At 75.6% G+C, this 14,495-nt stretch carries 14 protein-coding genes; 10 read left to right on the top strand and 4 right to left on the bottom strand.

Translation table 11 applies throughout. The annotated features are described in order from the left end of the window. The first annotated feature begins 201 nt into the window (after window positions 1–201). The 3 genes from KG103_RS05445 (at window position 202) to KG103_RS05435 (ending at window position 2,297) form a co-directional block, all read left to right on the top strand. Window positions 202–756 carry a hypothetical protein gene (locus KG103_RS05445; RefSeq protein WP_207341650.1) on the top strand — a complete coding sequence of 185 codons (555 nt, stop codon included), beginning with the start codon at window positions 202–204 and terminating at the stop codon, window positions 754–756. Between the two features lie 139 nt (window positions 757–895). Beyond that, complete coding sequence (locus KG103_RS05440; protein ID WP_207341649.1) at window positions 896–1,021, top strand: molybdopterin oxidoreductase; 126 nt, start codon at window positions 896–898, stop codon at window positions 1,019–1,021. A 67-nt stretch (window positions 1,022–1,088) separates the two neighbouring features. Next, window positions 1,089–2,297 carry a pyridoxal phosphate-dependent aminotransferase gene (locus KG103_RS05435; RefSeq protein ID WP_207341648.1) on the top strand — a complete coding sequence of 403 codons (1,209 nt, stop codon included), beginning with the start codon at window positions 1,089–1,091 and terminating at the stop codon, window positions 2,295–2,297. Between the two features lie 46 nt (window positions 2,298–2,343). Here the strand turns inward: KG103_RS05435 and KG103_RS05430 are convergent, their stop codons facing one another. Next, window positions 2,344–3,678 (bottom strand): multidrug effflux MFS transporter, encoded by a 1,335-nt coding sequence (locus KG103_RS05430; RefSeq protein WP_207341647.1) that lies wholly within the window; start codon window positions 3,676–3,678, stop codon window positions 2,344–2,346. A gap of 102 nt (window positions 3,679–3,780) precedes the next feature. Between KG103_RS05430 and KG103_RS05425 the strand changes: the two genes are divergently transcribed. Continuing rightward, window positions 3,781–4,530, top strand: coding sequence for an SOS response-associated peptidase (locus KG103_RS05425; protein WP_207341646.1), 750 nt, complete (start codon window positions 3,781–3,783; stop codon window positions 4,528–4,530). An 8-nt stretch (window positions 4,531–4,538) separates the two neighbouring features. On the opposite strand, the gene KG103_RS05420 is transcribed toward KG103_RS05425, so the two are convergent. Both KG103_RS05420 and KG103_RS05415 read right to left on the bottom strand, forming a co-directional pair. Then, window positions 4,539–5,654 carry an adenylate/guanylate cyclase domain-containing protein gene (locus tag KG103_RS05420; RefSeq protein WP_207341645.1) on the bottom strand — a complete coding sequence of 372 codons (1,116 nt, stop codon included), beginning with the start codon at window positions 5,652–5,654 and terminating at the stop codon, window positions 4,539–4,541. 15 nt (window positions 5,655–5,669) lie between these two features. Continuing rightward, window positions 5,670–6,539, bottom strand: coding sequence for a biotin--[acetyl-CoA-carboxylase] ligase (locus KG103_RS05415; protein WP_207341644.1), 870 nt, complete (start codon window positions 6,537–6,539; stop codon window positions 5,670–5,672). A gap of 171 nt (window positions 6,540–6,710) precedes the next feature. Here KG103_RS05415 and KG103_RS05410 point away from each other — a divergent pair, with 171 nt between their 5' ends. The 4 genes from KG103_RS05410 (at window position 6,711) to KG103_RS05395 (ending at window position 10,918) form a co-directional block, all read left to right on the top strand. Then, on the top strand, window positions 6,711–8,330 hold the full coding sequence (locus KG103_RS05410) for an acyl-CoA carboxylase subunit beta (protein ID WP_207341716.1): 1,620 nt from the start codon (window positions 6,711–6,713) through the stop codon (window positions 8,328–8,330). 10 nt (window positions 8,331–8,340) lie between these two features. After that, entirely contained in the window at window positions 8,341–8,892 is a 552-nt protein-coding gene (locus KG103_RS05405; RefSeq protein ID WP_207341643.1) for a hypothetical protein, read from the top strand. Then, complete coding sequence (locus KG103_RS05400; protein ID WP_207341642.1) at window positions 8,889–9,146, top strand: acyl-CoA carboxylase epsilon subunit; 258 nt, start codon at window positions 8,889–8,891, stop codon at window positions 9,144–9,146. Before KG103_RS05405 ends, KG103_RS05400 begins: the two co-directional genes overlap by 4 nt. Before the next feature lie 71 nt (window positions 9,147–9,217). Beyond that, window positions 9,218–10,918, top strand: a complete 1,701-nt coding sequence (locus tag KG103_RS05395; RefSeq protein ID WP_207341641.1) for a DUF885 domain-containing protein — start codon at window positions 9,218–9,220, stop codon at window positions 10,916–10,918. A gap of 42 nt (window positions 10,919–10,960) precedes the next feature. Here KG103_RS05395 and KG103_RS05390 read toward each other — a convergent pair whose 3' ends face one another. Next, the gene (locus KG103_RS05390; RefSeq protein WP_207341640.1) at window positions 10,961–11,671 is read right to left on the bottom strand and encodes a vitamin K epoxide reductase family protein; all 711 of its coding nucleotides are present in this window, start codon (window positions 11,669–11,671) and stop codon (window positions 10,961–10,963) included. Window positions 11,672–11,817: 146 nt separating this feature from the next. On the opposite strand from KG103_RS05390, the gene KG103_RS05385 reads away from it, so the two are divergent. Further along, window positions 11,818–12,480 (top strand): Maf family protein, encoded by a 663-nt coding sequence (locus tag KG103_RS05385; protein ID WP_207341639.1) that lies wholly within the window; start codon window positions 11,818–11,820, stop codon window positions 12,478–12,480. Between the two features lie 154 nt (window positions 12,481–12,634). Beyond that, window positions 12,635–14,449 carry an acetyl/propionyl/methylcrotonyl-CoA carboxylase subunit alpha gene (locus KG103_RS05380; RefSeq protein ID WP_207341638.1) on the top strand — a complete coding sequence of 605 codons (1,815 nt, stop codon included), beginning with the start codon at window positions 12,635–12,637 and terminating at the stop codon, window positions 14,447–14,449. The last annotated feature ends 46 nt before the right edge of the window (window positions 14,450–14,495 follow it).

Raw genomic sequence — 14,495 nt, 5'->3', positions numbered from 1 at the left:
GGTCCAGCGCCCCACCCCACGGGGCGGCGCCCCCGTCACCGCTCCGACGCCCCCGCCGGCACCGCCGGCGGGGGCGTCGTCGTCCCGGCACGTGGCCGGGACGGCACCCTCGCCGAGCGCGACGGACGATGACGGGGCAAACTGGACGCCCGGTCGACTCGGCCGGTCCCCGACGAAGGAGGCGTCCCCGTGGCTGCGCCCATGACATCCGTCCGCCGTCAGCCGACCACCACCGCGGCCCCCGGCAGGTCCGCGCGCCTGCTCACGGCGCTCGCGACCGGCGGTGCACTGACGCTCGGGCTCGCCGCCTGCAGCGACGCCACCGTGCAGGAGGCGGGCGACGACATCGCGAGCGCCGCCCAGGGTGCCGCGGACGAGATCACGGCGGCCGGGGACAAGCTCGAGGAGGTCCTGGCGACCGCCCGGACCCACGCCGACGAGGCGCGGGCGGAGGTCGACCAGGCCCGCAGCTCGCTCAGCGGGCTCGACGACGAGGCGCGAGGCAAGGCCGACCAGGCCGTGACCAACGCGCAGGGCGCGGTCGACGAGGCCCAGGCCGCGCTGGACAAGGCGCAGGCCGAGGGCGCGCAGGCGTCCGCGCAGGCGCTCGCCGACGCCCGCGCCAAGGTCGACGCCGCACGCGCGGACCTCGACGCCGCGGCCGCGGGCGCCGGCGACGAGGCCGGTGGTGCGCTGCAGACGCTCGGCGCCCACCTCGACGCCCTCGGCCAGGACCTGAGGTCCGCGACCGAGTGACCCGGGCGACGGCCCGGCACTGCCGGGTCGTCGCTCCCCTGTCGTCGGTGGCCCACGGGTTGCCCCGGGGAGCGGGTGAAATCCACGACCCGCCCTCCGGGACGTCGTCCGAGGCCCCCCATCTGCCGATCGTGGAGACATGACCGTTCGCACGCACACCCGGGAGGTCCGCCGCCACCGTGCCGAGTGGTGGGTCGTGACCGCGTGGCTCTCGCTCGCGCTCCTCGTCGTGGTCGGCCTGCTCTCGGCCGCCGGCACGTTCTGAGCCGACCCGCCGACCCAGCCGGCCGGGCGGGCCGTCGGCCCCGCACGCGCACGCCTATGCTCGCGCCGTGACGACGCGGTGGCAGCAGGTGGCGGCGGCGACAGGCCTGCTGGACCCCGACGGGACCGCGCGGGCGACGGTCTTCGCGGAGATGTCCGCGCTCGCCGACCGGACGGGTGCGCTCAACCTCGGGCAGGGGTTCCCCGACGTCGACGGCCCGCGGCCGGTCGCGCGGGTGGCCGCCGACGCGATCCTGGCCGGCGTCAACCAGTACCCGCCCGGCCCCGGCACCGCCCCGCTGCGCGCGGCCGTCGCCACGCACCAGCGCGTGCGCTACGGCCTGGAGGTCGATCCCGCGACGCAGGTCCTCGTCACCACCGGGGCGACGGAGGCGCTCGCCGCGGCGGTCCTGGCGCTGGCGTCCCCGGGTGACGAGGTGCTCACGCTGGAGCCGTACTACGACTCCTACGCCGCGGTCGTGGCCATGGCCGGCGCGACGCACACCACCGCACCCCTGCGCCCGACCGCCGACGGCTTCCGGCTGGACGTCGCGGCCCTGGAACGCGCGATCACGCCGCGCACGCGGCTGCTGCTGCTCAACTCCCCGCACAACCCGACCGGGGCCGTGCTGCGCGCCGACGAGCTGGCGGCGGTGGCGCGCCTCGCCGTGGCGCACGACCTGCTCGTGGTGACCGACGAGGTCTACGAGCACCTGGTGTTCGGCGTCCGGCACGTGCCCGTGGCCACGCTGCCGGGCATGGCGGAGCGCACCCTGACGGTCTCGTCGAGCGGCAAGACGTTCTCGTTCACGGGGTGGAAGATCGGCTGGGTGACCGGACCGGCCGCGCTCGTCGCGGCGGTCCGGACGGTCAAGCAGTTCCTCACGTACGTGTCCGGTGCGCCGTTCCAGCCCGCCGTGGCGCACGCGCTGACGGATCCGGCGGCCCTCGCGTGGGTCGAGGACCTGGTGGCGTCGCTCGCGGAGCGGCGTGACCTGCTCAGCGACGGGCTGCGCGACGCGGGCTTCGACGTGGTCCGGCCCGACGGCACCTACTTCGTGCTGGCCGACGCCGCCGGGCTGGGCGCCACGGACGGCGCGGCGTTCTGCCGCGCGCTGCCGGAGCGCGCCGGGGTGGTCGCCGTGCCCGTCAGCGCGTTCACCCGCGCCGGGTCACCGACGCACGACGCGCTGCGGACCTGGGTGCGCTTCACGTTCGTCAAGCGCCGGGACGTCCTGGAGGACGCCGTCGCCCGCCTGGGCCGCGCGTTCGGCTGACGACCGGGCCGGCGCCCGGCCGGGCCCGGCTCAGGTGAGCTGCTGCTCAGGTGAGCTGCTGCCAGGCACCGCCGCGGCGGAACGCCGGGGTGGCCAGCGCCAGCACCGCGAGCGCCACGGTGGCCGACGCCAGCATGACCACGGCCATCGCGACGGGTCCGCCGCCCAGCACGCCGGAGAGGTTGGCGACGACGCCACCGGTGCCCGCCTGCAGCGCGCCGATGAAGGCGGCCGCAGTGCCGGCCATCGTGCCGTGCCGGCCCAGGGCGATCGCCGTGGCGTTGGGCGGCGCGAAGTTGACCAGCGCGAGCACCAGCCACAGCACGACCACGAGCGACCACAGCCCACCGAACCCGGTGAGCGCGACCGCCAGCAGCGCCGCGGTGAGCAGCACGGTGAGCACGACCGCGACCCGCAGGATCCGGATGGGGGCCACGCGGCGCACCAGGGCGGCGTTGACCTGCGCCCCCAGCACCAGGCCGACGCCGTTGACGGCGAACAGCAGGGCGAACTGGTGCTCGGTGAGGCCGTACCCGACCCGCAGCACGAACGGCGACGCGACGACGTAGGTCATGAGCACGGCCATGGTCAGACCGGGCAGCACGGCCAGCGCGACGAAGTGCCGGTCCCGCAGCAGGTGCGCGTAGCCGGACAACGCGGCCCGCACGCCGCTGGGCCGGCGCCGTTCGACGGGCAGCGTCTCGGGCATGCGGCGCGCGACCACGAGCCACAGCCCCACACCGAGCACCGCCAGCACGACGAACACGGCCCGCCAGCCCCACTGCCCGGCGATGACCCCGCCCAGGGACGGTGCGAACAGCGGGGCGACGCCGATCACCAGCATGAGCCGGGACATCAGCCGCGACGCGTCCGACCCGACGAACCGGTCCCGGATGAGGGCCATGGCCACGACCGTCGCGGACGCGTTGAAGAACCCCTGCGCGACGCGCAGCGCGATGAGCGGGACGATCGCGGGCGCGACCGCGCAGAGCAGGGACACCACGACGTGCAGCGCGACGCCGACGAGCACGGGGGTGCGCCGCCCGAGGCGGTCGGACAGCGGACCGATGACGAGCTGGCCCACCGCGCCGCCGATCAGCATGCCCGTCATGGTCAGCTGCGCGGCGGCGGCCGAGGTGCCCAGGTCGCGCGCCACGTCCGGCAGGGAGGGCAGGTAGATGTCGGTGGAGATCGCGGGCAGCGCGCACATCGCGCCCAGGAGCAGGACGTGGCGCGCGTCGGGGCGCTGGTGGGGCGCGTCGTCCGTGGGCGTCGCGCCGGCGCCTCCCGGGGCGACGGGGACGGCGGCCGCGGGGTCGGCCGGTGCGGGGTTCACCGGTGCGTGGCCGGCGGGTGCGGTGCGGTGGTCTGACTGGTGCATCGCCCTCTATCGTCGCACCGACCGCGACAGTTCACGAATCGATTCGACACGCGGGTGCGCCTCGTGGTGCGGGTGTCGGTGGCCGGTGGCACGCTGACCGGCATGTGCGGCAGGTACGCGTCCTTCCGGGAGGACCAGGCGATCGCCGACGAGTTCGCGGTGGCGACCGTCGCGGACGACGCGCGGCTGCTGCCGCCCTCGTGGAACGTCGCGCCGACGGACGGCGTCCGGATGGTCGTCGAGCGCGCCGACCGGGCGACGGGTGAGATCACCCGGCAGCTGCGGGTGGCCCGGTGGGGCCTGGTGCCCTCCTGGGCCAAGGACCCGTCCGTCGGCAACCGCATGATCAACGCCCGCGTCGAGACGCTGGCGGACAAGCCCGCCTTCGCCAGGCCGTTCGCCGCCCGGCGGGCGCTGCTGCCGGCGGACGGCTACTACGAGTGGCAGGCCGGCCCGCAGCCGCCGGCCGGGGCACCGCGCCGCCGCGCGCCCAAGCAGCCGTTCTGGATCCACCCGGCCGACGGTGACGTCGCCGCGCTGGCCGGGCTGTACGAGTTCTGGCGGGACCCCGCCCGGGCGGACGACGACCCGGCGCGCTGGCTCGTGTCCGTGACCGTGGTGACCCGCCCGGCCACGCCGGCCCTGGCCGCGATCCACGACCGGCAGCCGCTGATCCTGCCGCCCGACGCGTGGTCCGCCTGGCTCGACCCCGCGGTCGGGGCCGACGACGCGCGCGCGCTGCTGACCGTCGACCCGCCCCCGCTGCGGGCGACCCCCGTGTCCACCCGCGTCAACGCGGTGGCCAACGACGGCCCCGACCTCCTCACCCCCGAGGGGCCCGACATCGGCTGAGCGCGCGGTCAGCGCCCGGCGGACTCCAGCCGGTACGGCACGACCTCGCCCACCCCCGGCAGCTCCCGGGCGGGCTGCTCGGTGAGACGGAACCGCGGGTCGCCGCCGAGCACCTGCGCCGTGACCGCGTCGACCAGCACCGAGCTGGGGTCTGCGACGTCCGTGAGGCGGGCCGCGAGGTTCACGCTGGGGCCGAAGACGTCACCGAACCGGGACAGCACACGGCCCCAGACCAGCCCGACGCGCACCGGGGTGACCCCCCGCGCACCCTCCGCCAGCCCACCGGCGCCGCGTGCGGCCTCGACGTCCAGCGACGTCCCGAAGGCGTCGGCGAGGCCCAGGGCGACCGCCGCCCCCACCCCGGGGGTGTCGGCGATGAAGAGCACCGCGTCCCCGATCGTCTTGACGACCCGCCCGCCGGCACCGACGACCACGTCGCGCGCGGCGGTCTCGAAGCGCTGGACGAAGTGCGACAGGTCCGTGGAGCCCAGGCCGGCGGTGCGGCGGGTGAACGAGACCATGTCCGCGAACCCGACCGCGCGGGCCAGCGGCAGCAGGTTGCCGTCGATCGCGACGTCCCGCAGGTGGCCGAACTCGGCCGCGTAGCGGTCGGCCACGGCGGCGAGCTGGCGGCGGTAGGAGTGCAGCAGCTGCTGCTCGAGCAGCGGGGCGAGGTCCCGCAGCCGGTCGAGCACCAGCAGGCGCGCGGACGTGTCGTCCAGGCCGAAGCGCGACTCCATGTCCTCGACGAGCGCCTCGACCTGCCACAGCGCGAGCCGGTCGGAGGTGTGCCCCAACGAGCGGATCACCGTCACCACCGTGGCCGGCTCGAGCCCGTGCTCCTCGATGAGCGCCCGTGCGCGGGCCAGCGCCTGCGCGTCGCGCTCGGTGAACATGACCTCGTCGTCGCCGCTGCTCGGCAGCCCGAGGGTGCGCCAGAAGATCCGCACCGTCTCGAGCTCGACCCCGGTGCGACGTGCCAGGTCGCGCGCGCTCAGCGTGCGAGGACCGCCCAGGAGCAGCTCGTCGAGGGCGTCGGTGGTCCCGGTGGGCGGGGCAGGACGCGGCTCCTCACCGGGCGCACCGGCCCCGGGTCGCCCGCTGTCCCGCACACCTCCCGGCACGGGTCGCAGCCTAGTTCACGACCCTGTGTCCCCCGTCACCCGCACGTGCGCGACGTCCCCGGCGAGCACCCGCTGCTCGACGCCCTGCGCGTCGCGGACCAGCAGCGCGCCGTCGTCGGCCAGGCCGGTGGCGGTGCCGGTGAGCGCGGCGCCGCCGGGCAGCTCCACCCGCACGGGCCGTCCCAGGGTGGAGCACACCGAGGCGACCTCGTCCACGAGGCCCGCGGCGACGGCGTCGCCGTCGTGCTCGACCCACCGGTGCGCGACCTGGTCCAGCGCCTCGACCAGCGCGACCAGCAGGCTCGCCCGGTCCACGGACCCGGCACCGGCCAGGACGAGGGACGTCGCCCACGGCACCGGCAGCTCGTCGCGGCGCTGGTCGACGTTGAGCCCGATCCCGACCGCGACGCCCGGCACCTGCGGCACCGCCTGGGCCAGCACCCCGGCGACCTTGCGGGCGGTGCCCCAGCCGTCGAGGGGCTCGACCTGCTCACCGAGCTCGACCAGCACGTCGTTGGGCCACTTGAGAACCGCCCGCACGCCGGCCGTCGCCCGCAGCGCCCGGACCGCACCGAGCCCGGCCAGCAGCGGCAGCCACGCGTAGGTCGCGGGGCCCGAGCGAGGGCGGGCGACGAAGGTGCAGGTCAGCGCGGCCCTCGCGGGGGACGTCCAGGTGCGTCCCGCGCGCCCGTGCCCGGCCACCTGGTGCTCGGTGACCAGCAGGCTCGCGTGCGGCCAGGCGTCGGGGTCGTCGCGCAGGCCGGCCACCACGTCGTCGTTGGTGGACCCCGTCTCGGGCACCACGTCCAGGCGGGCCAGCGGTCCGGCGGGGGCCAGCAGCAGCTCACGCAGCGCGGCGACCTGCAGGGGCGGGCGCTCGGTCATCGCGCCATCATCGCGCAGCCACGTGCCCGCGCGCCGCACGAGGCACCGGTGCGGCGCGCGCGCCCGTTGTCGGGTCCCCACAGCGGTCCGCCGGCAACACGGTCGGCGGGGTGCACGGTGCTGGTGGACGTCCACAACTAGCCTCGTCGGGTGACCCAGGACGACCTCACCGTGCGACCCGGCCCGACGGACCCGGCCCCGACGGACCCCGCCGCGCCGGCCCGCACCACCGCCGGGCTCCTCGACGACCTGCGCGCGCGCCGCGCGGCCGCCGTCGACGTCGCCGAGCAGAAGGCCGCGGCCAAGCAGCACGCCCGCGGACGCAAGACCGCCCGCGAGCGCGTCGAGGCGCTCCTGGACCCCGGCTCGTTCGTCGAGCTCGACGCGTTCGTCCGGCACCGCTCCACCAACTTCGGCCTGGGCGACCGCCGCGTCGCGGGCGACGGCGTCGTGGTCGGCCACGGCACGGTCGAGGGCCGGCCGGTCTGCGTGTACTCGCAGGACTTCACCGTCTTCGGCGGCTCGCTGGGCGAGGTGCACGGGCAGAAGATCACCAAGGTGATGGACCTCGCTCTGCGCACCGGGGTGCCGCTGGTGGGCATCAGCGACGGTGGCGGCGCACGCATCCAGGAGGGCGTCGCCGGCCTGACCCAGTTCGCCGAGATCTTCCGTCGCAACGTCGCGGCCTCGGGCGTGATCCCGCAGATCAGCCTCATCCTCGGACCGTCGGCCGGCGGCGCGGTGTACTCCCCCGCGCTGACCGACTTCATCGTCATGGCGGACGGCACCTCCAACATGTTCATCACCGGCCCGGACGTGATCCGCGCGGTCACGGGCGAGGACGTGGGCTTCGAGGAGCTGGGCGGCGCGACGACGCACTCGACCCGTTCCGGCGTCGCGCACTACATGGCCTCGGACGAGGACGACGCGATCGACTGGGTGCGCACGCTGCTGGCGTACCTGCCGACCAACAACCTGGCCGACCCGCCGGCCTACGCGCACGAGGCCGACCTGGAGCCGTCGGACGAGGACCTCGCGCTGGACACGCTCGTCCCGGACTCGGACAGCCGGCCGTACGACATGCACACGGTCATCGAGACCGTGCTCGACGACGACAGCTTCCTCGAGGTGCAGTCGCTGTACGCCCAGAACGTCGTGGTCGGGTTCGGCCACGTCGAGGGCCAGCCGGTGGGCGTCGTGGCGAACCAGCCGATGCACATGGCGGGCACGCTGGACATCAACGCGGCGGAGAAGGCCGCGCGGTTCGTGCGCACGTGCGACGCCTTCGGGATCCCCGTCCTGACGTTCGTCGACGTCCCCGGCTTCCTGCCCGGCACCGACCAGGAGTGGAACGGCATCATCCGGCGCGGCGCGAAGCTGATCTTCGCGTACGCGGAGGCGACGGTCCCGCTGGTCACGGTCATCACGCGCAAGGCCTACGGCGGCGCGTACATCGTCATGGGCTCCAAGCAGCTGGGCGCCGACGTGAACCTCGCCTGGCCGACCGCGCAGATCGCCGTCATGGGCGCCGGTGGTGCGGTCAACATCCTGCAGCGCGGCGCGCTGCAGACCGTGGCGCAGGCCGGCGGCGACGTCGAGGCGGAGCGGCGCCGGCTGACCGCCGCGTACGAGGACGCCATCGTCAACCCCTGGGACGCGGCCGACCGCGGCTACGTGGACGACGTCATCGAACCGTCGGCGACCCGCGCCCAGGTGGTGCGGTCCCTGCGGCTGCTGCGCACCAAGCGTGCGAGCCTGCCGCCCAAGAAGCACGGCAACATCCCGCTGTGAGGAGCCCGGCATGAGCGAGCACGAGCACGACCACCCCGACGAGCACGACCCGGCGTCGCACGGGCGCGAGCCGCTGGCGGGGGTGGACGCCCGCGAGCTGCACACCACGGTGGACGAGCTCGCCGAGGCGCTGCACGCGTACGTCGAGACGGCGGTGGGCGTCCGGGCCGAGTTCGGCGCGCGAGAGGCCGACGAGGACCCCCGCGTGCTGGCGCTCGAGGGGCGGGTGGGCACGCTCAACGCCCGGCTGTACGACCTGCTGCACGCACGGCTCGGGCTGCACGCCGACCTGACCGGCATGACCTGGGACGACGCCGACCCCGACGCGGACGCCCCGGTCGAGCCGGGCGACCACGACACGTTCCACCTGGGGTTCGTCGTCGAGCTGCCGTCGACCGTCAGCGACCTGACGCTCGACGCCGTCATCGACCTCGTCGACGACGGCGGTGCGCAGATCGCGCACACCCTCACCGAGCGCGGCTACGTCGTCGGCGAGTGGGGCGCCGGGCGCGGCGCCCCCGTGCTGCTGGACGACGAGGACGACGACGAGGACGACCTGTGACCACCGGGCAGGGGCGCGCCACGGCCGAGCCGGTGGACCCGCACGTGCAGGTGGTGCGCGGCACGCCCGACGACATGGAGCTGGCGGCCCTCGTGGCCGGCCTGGTCGCCGCGGGCGCGCACCACGACGCGGCGACGCCGGACACCGACGGTGCCGCACGGTCGGCCCGTGCGCGCTGGACCGCTCTCCGGCCGCGTGCCGGTGCGCTGCCGGGCCGCGGGCACGACGCGTGGCGCTGGAGCCTGCACCCCTGACGTCGCGGCGGGCACCACCCCGTCCACCGACCCCCTGGGAGCGTGTGGCGCCCCGCCGTAGGGTGGCCCGGGTGACGACACCAGCGCCCGCGCCCCGTCCCACCAGCCCCGTCGACGCCGTCGCCGACGCCTACGTGGCCGCGCTCGCCCGGCTCGACCCCATCAGCGCCACGCAGCTGGGCGTCCTGGGTCACGACCGCGAGCTCACCGACTTCTCGCCCGAGGCGTCCGCTGAGCGCGCCGACCGCGCCCGGTCGACGCTGCTCGCCCTCGAGGGCCTGTCCCCCGCGGACGCCGTCGACGAGGTCACGGTCGCGGCCATGCACTGGTCGCTGCGCACCGGCATCGACCTGCAGGACGCCGGCGAGAACGACCGCATGCTCAACAACCTGTCCTCGCCGTCGCAGCAGGTGGCCGAGGTGTTCGACCTCATGCCGACGGACAGCGAGCAGGCGTGGGACGACGTCGCCGCGCGGCTCGCCCGGGTCCCGGCCTCGCTGGGGTCGTACGTGACGGCCCTGCGGAGCGCGGCGGCGCGGGGCGACGTCGCCGCCGTCCGTCAGGTCGAGGCCGTGATCGGTCAGGCCCGGGAGGCGGCGCACCCGGAGTCGTCGCCGTTCACGCGGCTGGTCCGGGGTGCGGACGCACGCCGCGTGCTGGGTGACGACCACCCGCTGCACGCCGACCTGGAGCGCGGGGCGGCCGCGGCCCGTGCGGCGTACGGGGACCTGGCGCAGGTGCTCGCGGACGAGCTGGCGCCCGTCGCCCCGGAGGCCGACGCCGTGGGTCGCGAGCGCTACGCGCTGTGGTCGCGCCACCACCTGGGTGCCGACGTCGACCCGGACGAGACGTACGCCTGGGGGCTGGAGGAGCTGGCCCGCGTGCAGGCCGAGCAGGCCGAGGTCGCGGCGCAGGTCGCCGGTCCCGGTGCGACCGTCGAGCAGGCCGCGGCGCTGCTCGACGCGGACCCCGAGCGGCAGCTCGCGGGCACCGACGCGCTGCGCGGCTGGATGCAGGCGACGTCCGACGCGGCGATCGAGGCCCTCGACGGCACCCACTTCGACATCCCCGCGCCGGTCCGCACGCTGGAGTGCCGCATCGCGCCGTCGAGCACGGGGGCGATCTACTACACGGGACCCAGCGACGACTTCGCCCGCCCGGGTCGGATGTGGTGGTCGGTGCCGCCGGACGTCACGTCGTTCTCGACGTGGCGCGAGCGCACCACCGTGTACCACGAGGGCGTTCCCGGGCACCACCTGCAGATCGCGCAGGCCGTGTTCGAGCGCGCCACGCTCAACTCGTGGCGCCGGCTCGTCGCCTGGACGTCGGGCCACGGGGAGGGGTGGGCGCTGTACGCCGAGCGCCTCATGGCCGACCTCGGGTTCCTCGACGACCCGGGCGACCGGCTCGGCATGCTCGACGGCCAGCGGCTGCGCGCGGCCCGCGTCGTGTTCGACCTGGGGATGCACCTGGGCCTGCCGGCCCCGGCCGAGGTGGGGACGTGGACCCCGCAGACCGGCTGGGACTTCCTGCTCGCGAACGTGCAGATGCCCGAGTCGTTCGTGCGGTTCGAGTACACCCGCTACCTGGGCTGGCCCGGCCAGGCGCCGTCGTACAAGGTCGGGCAGCGGCTGTGGGAGCAGTACCGCGACGCGGCGCGCGCCGACGCCGCCGCGCGCGGCCGGGTGTTCGACCTGCGGGACTTCCACGCCCGCGCGCTCTCGCTCGGGTCGGTGCCGCTGGCGGTCCTGCCGACCGCGCTCACGTCCTGAGGCCTGCGGTGGGGGCGGCCGCGCCGACCCCCACCGCACGGCTCAGAGCAGCGTCCAGCCGTACTTGGCGAAGACGACCGCGACGAACAGCACCAGCACGGCCACGGTGACGAACCAGTCGTTGCCGGACGCGACGAACCGCCGGCCCCACGGCCCGGCCCGGCCCGGCAGGTTCAGGTGCCCGTCGCGCACGTTGACGCGGGTGAGGCCCGCCCACACCAGCGTCGTGGTGGCGGTGATCAGCAGGCACCAGGGGCACAGGGCGCCGATGACGAAGAACGACTGCTGGAACAGCCACCACGCGAACACCAGACCGGCCGTGTAGACCGCCTGCGCGCTGAGCATGAACCACCGCGGGAAGACGACGCCGCCGATCATCGCCACCGCGACGGTGATGACGATCGCCTCGGCCGCGATGCCCAGGAACGCGTTGGGGAAGCCGAAGAGCTCCGCCTGCCAGCTGGCCCCGACCTTGCCGCACGAGATGACCGAGTTGAGGTCGCAGCTCAGCGTCGCCGTCGTGCTCGTGGCCTTCGCCACCGCGATGGGGATCGCCTCGTACGACAGCACGAACGACGTGTACAGGCCGATGAGCCCCGAGACGAGCATCTCGATCGCCGTCCGCCGCCGCCACGCGGGGGGCGCGGGCTCGAGCAGGTCCGGGTCCTCGGGCAGGCCGAGCTCGTCGTCGAGCACGTCGTCGTGCTCCGGGTCCACGACGTCGCCGTCGTGCACGCTCCTGGTGGCGTCCATCACCGTGGCCTCCTCGCCCTGCGGTCCGGTGCGCCATTCTGCCCTGCACACCTGGGTGCGACGCAGGCCCCACGTCCCGCGCACACCCCGGGCCGCCGGACGCGGGCGGCGCGGCCGGCGCCGGAGCGGGCCGTTAGGGTCGGGCCGTGACCCGCCTGCTGCTCGCCTCCGCCTCCCCCGCCCGCCGCGCGACCCTCGCCGCCGCCGGCCTGGCTCCGCTGGTCGCCGTGTCCGGCGTCGACGAGGACGCCGTCCTCGCCGCGGCCCGCGAGCGCTTCGGCGACCTGGAGCCGGCGGACGCGGTGCTCGTGCTCGCGCAGGCCAAGGCCGAGGACGTGGCGCGGCGCCTCGACGACCTCGACGTCGAGGGGTGGCAGGACGAGGACGTCGTCGTGCTGGGCTGCGACTCGATGCTCGAGATCGACGGCGAGGTGCTGGGCAAGCCGGTCGACGCGCAGGACGCGGTGGCCCGCTGGCAGGCCATGCGCGGGCGCAGCGGCGTGCTGCACACGGGCCACTGGCTGGTGGACGAGCGCGACCCGGCCGACGGCGGCACGGGTGCGACGCTCGGCGCGACCGCCTCCACGGTGGTGCACTTCGCGGACCTCTCGGACGACGAGATCACGGCGTACGTCGCGACCCGTGAGCCGCTGACCGTGGCCGGCGCCTTCACGATCGACGGGCTGGGCGGACCGTTCGTGGAGCGCATCGAGGGCGACCACCACACCGTGGTCGGCGTGAGCCTGCCCCTGCTGCGGCACCTGCTGGCGGACATCGACCTCACCGTCCCCGCCCTCTGGCAGGCCTGACCGCACCGCACGCGGGCCACCACGCCCACCGCCCGCGGCGCGGCGTGGTGGGTTCCTACAAGGCGCCCGCGCGGGCCTTGGGGGTTGCCCCAGTCTTGCGACGCGGGCCCGCGACGCAGCCGGGACCTGCGTCTCTGGCGCGCTACCGTGAGCCGTGCCCCTCATCACCAAGGTCCTCGTCGCGAACCGCGGGGAGATCGCCGTCCGCATCGCCCGTGCCTGCCGCGACGCCGGTGTCGCCTCCGTCGCGGTCTACTCGGACACCGACCGTGACGCGCTGCACGTGCACGTCGCGGACGAGGCGTACGCCCTCGACGGCGCCCGCGCGGCCGAGACCTACCTCGACATCGCCAAGCTGCTCGACGTGGCCCGGCGCTCCGGCGCCGACGCGGTCCACCCCGGCTACGGCTTCCTGTCGGAGAACGCGCAGTTCGCGCAGGCCGTGACCGACGCCGGCCTGGTGTGGGTGGGCCCACCGCCCGCGGCGATCGAGGCGCTCGGCGACAAGGTCAGCGCGCGCCACATCGCCCACCGCGCAGGCGCACCGCTGGTCGCGGGCACGCCGGAGCCGGTGCGCGACGTCGCGGAGATCCACGCGTTCGCGGCGGAGCACGGGCTGCCCGTGGCCATCAAGGCCGCGTTCGGCGGCGGCGGCCGGGGCCTGAAGGTCGCGCGCGAGGCCGACGAGATCGACGAGATGTACGAGTCCGCGGTCCGGGAGGCCGTCGCGGCGTTCGGACGCGGTGAGTGCTTCGTGGAGCGCTACCTGGACCGGCCGCGGCACGTCGAGACGCAGTGCCTCGCCGACGCGCACGGCACGGTCGTCGTCGTCTCGACGCGTGACTGCTCGCTGCAGCGCCGCCACCAGAAGCTCGTGGAGGAGGCGCCCGCGCCGTTCCTCACCGACGAGCAGCACGCCACGCTCGTCGCCGCGTCGCAGGCGATCCTGCGGGAGGCCGGGTACGTGGGCGCCGGCACCTGCGAGTTCCTCGTGGGCGCCGACGGCACGGTGTCGTTCCTCGAGGTGAACACCCGCCTGCAGGTCGAGCACCCCGTCACCGAGGAGATCAGCGGCATCGACCTGGTGCGCGAGCAGCTGCGCATCGCCGCCGGCGAGCCGCTCGGCTACACCGAGGTCGTCACCCGCGGGCACTCGATCGAGTTCCGCATCAACGGCGAGGACCCGGCCGCCGGGTTCCTGCCGGCTCCCGGTCGCATCTCCCGGCTGCGCCTCCCCTCCGGCCCGGGGGTGCGCGTGGACTCCGGTGTCGTCGAGGGCGACACCGTGTCCGGCCTGTTCGACTCGATGATCGCCAAGCTGGTCGTCACGGGCGCGACGCGCCGCCAGGCCGTCGAGCGGGCGCGCCGCGCGCTCGCCGAGCTCGAGGTGGTCGGCATCCCGACCGTCGTGCCCTTCCACCGCGCGGTCCTTCAGTCGCAGGCGTTCGTCCCGGCGGACGACACCACCCCGTTCACCGTGCACACCCGGTGGATCGAGACCGAGTTCGCGCAGACCGTCGCGGGGCTGGGCCGCCCCGCCCCGGCGCCGGAGGAGGCGCAGCTGCCCGACGGCGCGCTGGAGCGCGTGGTCGTCGAGGTCGGCGGCAAGCGGCTCGAGGTCGTGCTGCCGGCCGCCCTGGGGCTCGGACGCACCTCCGGGACCGGTCCGGGTCGCGGCGGGGCCGGGACACGCCCCGGCGCCGGTCCGCGACGCACGTCACGCCCGCGGTCCGGGCGCAGCGGCGGGTCGAACGGCACGACGCTCGCCTCGCCCATGCAGGGCACGATCGTCAAGGTCGCGGTGGCCGAGGGCGCCCAGGTCGCGGAGGGCGACCTGGTGGTGGTCCTCGAGGCCATGAAGATGGAGCAGCCCCTGGTCGCCCACCGCGCCGGCACGGTCCAGTCGCTCGTCGCCGGCGTCGGCTCCAGCGTGAGCGCCGGCGGCGCGATCTGCGAGATCGTCGGCTGAGCGCGTCGCGCACGGGTCCGCAGCCCCGTCGCCCCGGCGACGGGTG

It is taken from the genome of Cellulomonas wangleii, assembly GCF_018388445.1.
In the GTDB taxonomy this organism is placed as follows: Bacteria; Actinomycetota; Actinomycetes; order Actinomycetales; family Cellulomonadaceae; genus Cellulomonas; species Cellulomonas wangleii.
This window is presented reverse-complemented; position numbering and strand designations above follow the sequence as displayed.

Excerpts from the sequence above, each read along its gene's own strand:
- KG103_RS05445 (WP_207341650.1), top strand. The coding sequence starts at position 202 with ATGACATCCGTCCGCCGTCAGCCGACCACCACCGCGGCCCCCGGCAGG.
- KG103_RS05440 (WP_207341649.1), top strand. The coding sequence starts at position 896 with ATGACCGTTCGCACGCACACCCGGGAGGTCCGCCGCCACCGTGCCGAG.
- KG103_RS05430 (WP_207341647.1), bottom strand. The coding sequence starts at position 3,678 with ATGCACCAGTCAGACCACCGCACCGCACCCGCCGGCCACGCACCGGTG.
- KG103_RS05425 (WP_207341646.1), top strand. The coding sequence starts at position 3,781 with ATGTGCGGCAGGTACGCGTCCTTCCGGGAGGACCAGGCGATCGCCGAC.
- KG103_RS05415 (WP_207341644.1), bottom strand. The coding sequence starts at position 6,539 with ATGACCGAGCGCCCGCCCCTGCAGGTCGCCGCGCTGCGTGAGCTGCTG.
- KG103_RS05405 (WP_207341643.1), top strand. The coding sequence starts at position 8,341 with ATGAGCGAGCACGAGCACGACCACCCCGACGAGCACGACCCGGCGTCG.
- KG103_RS05390 (WP_207341640.1), bottom strand. The coding sequence starts at position 11,671 with ATGGACGCCACCAGGAGCGTGCACGACGGCGACGTCGTGGACCCGGAG.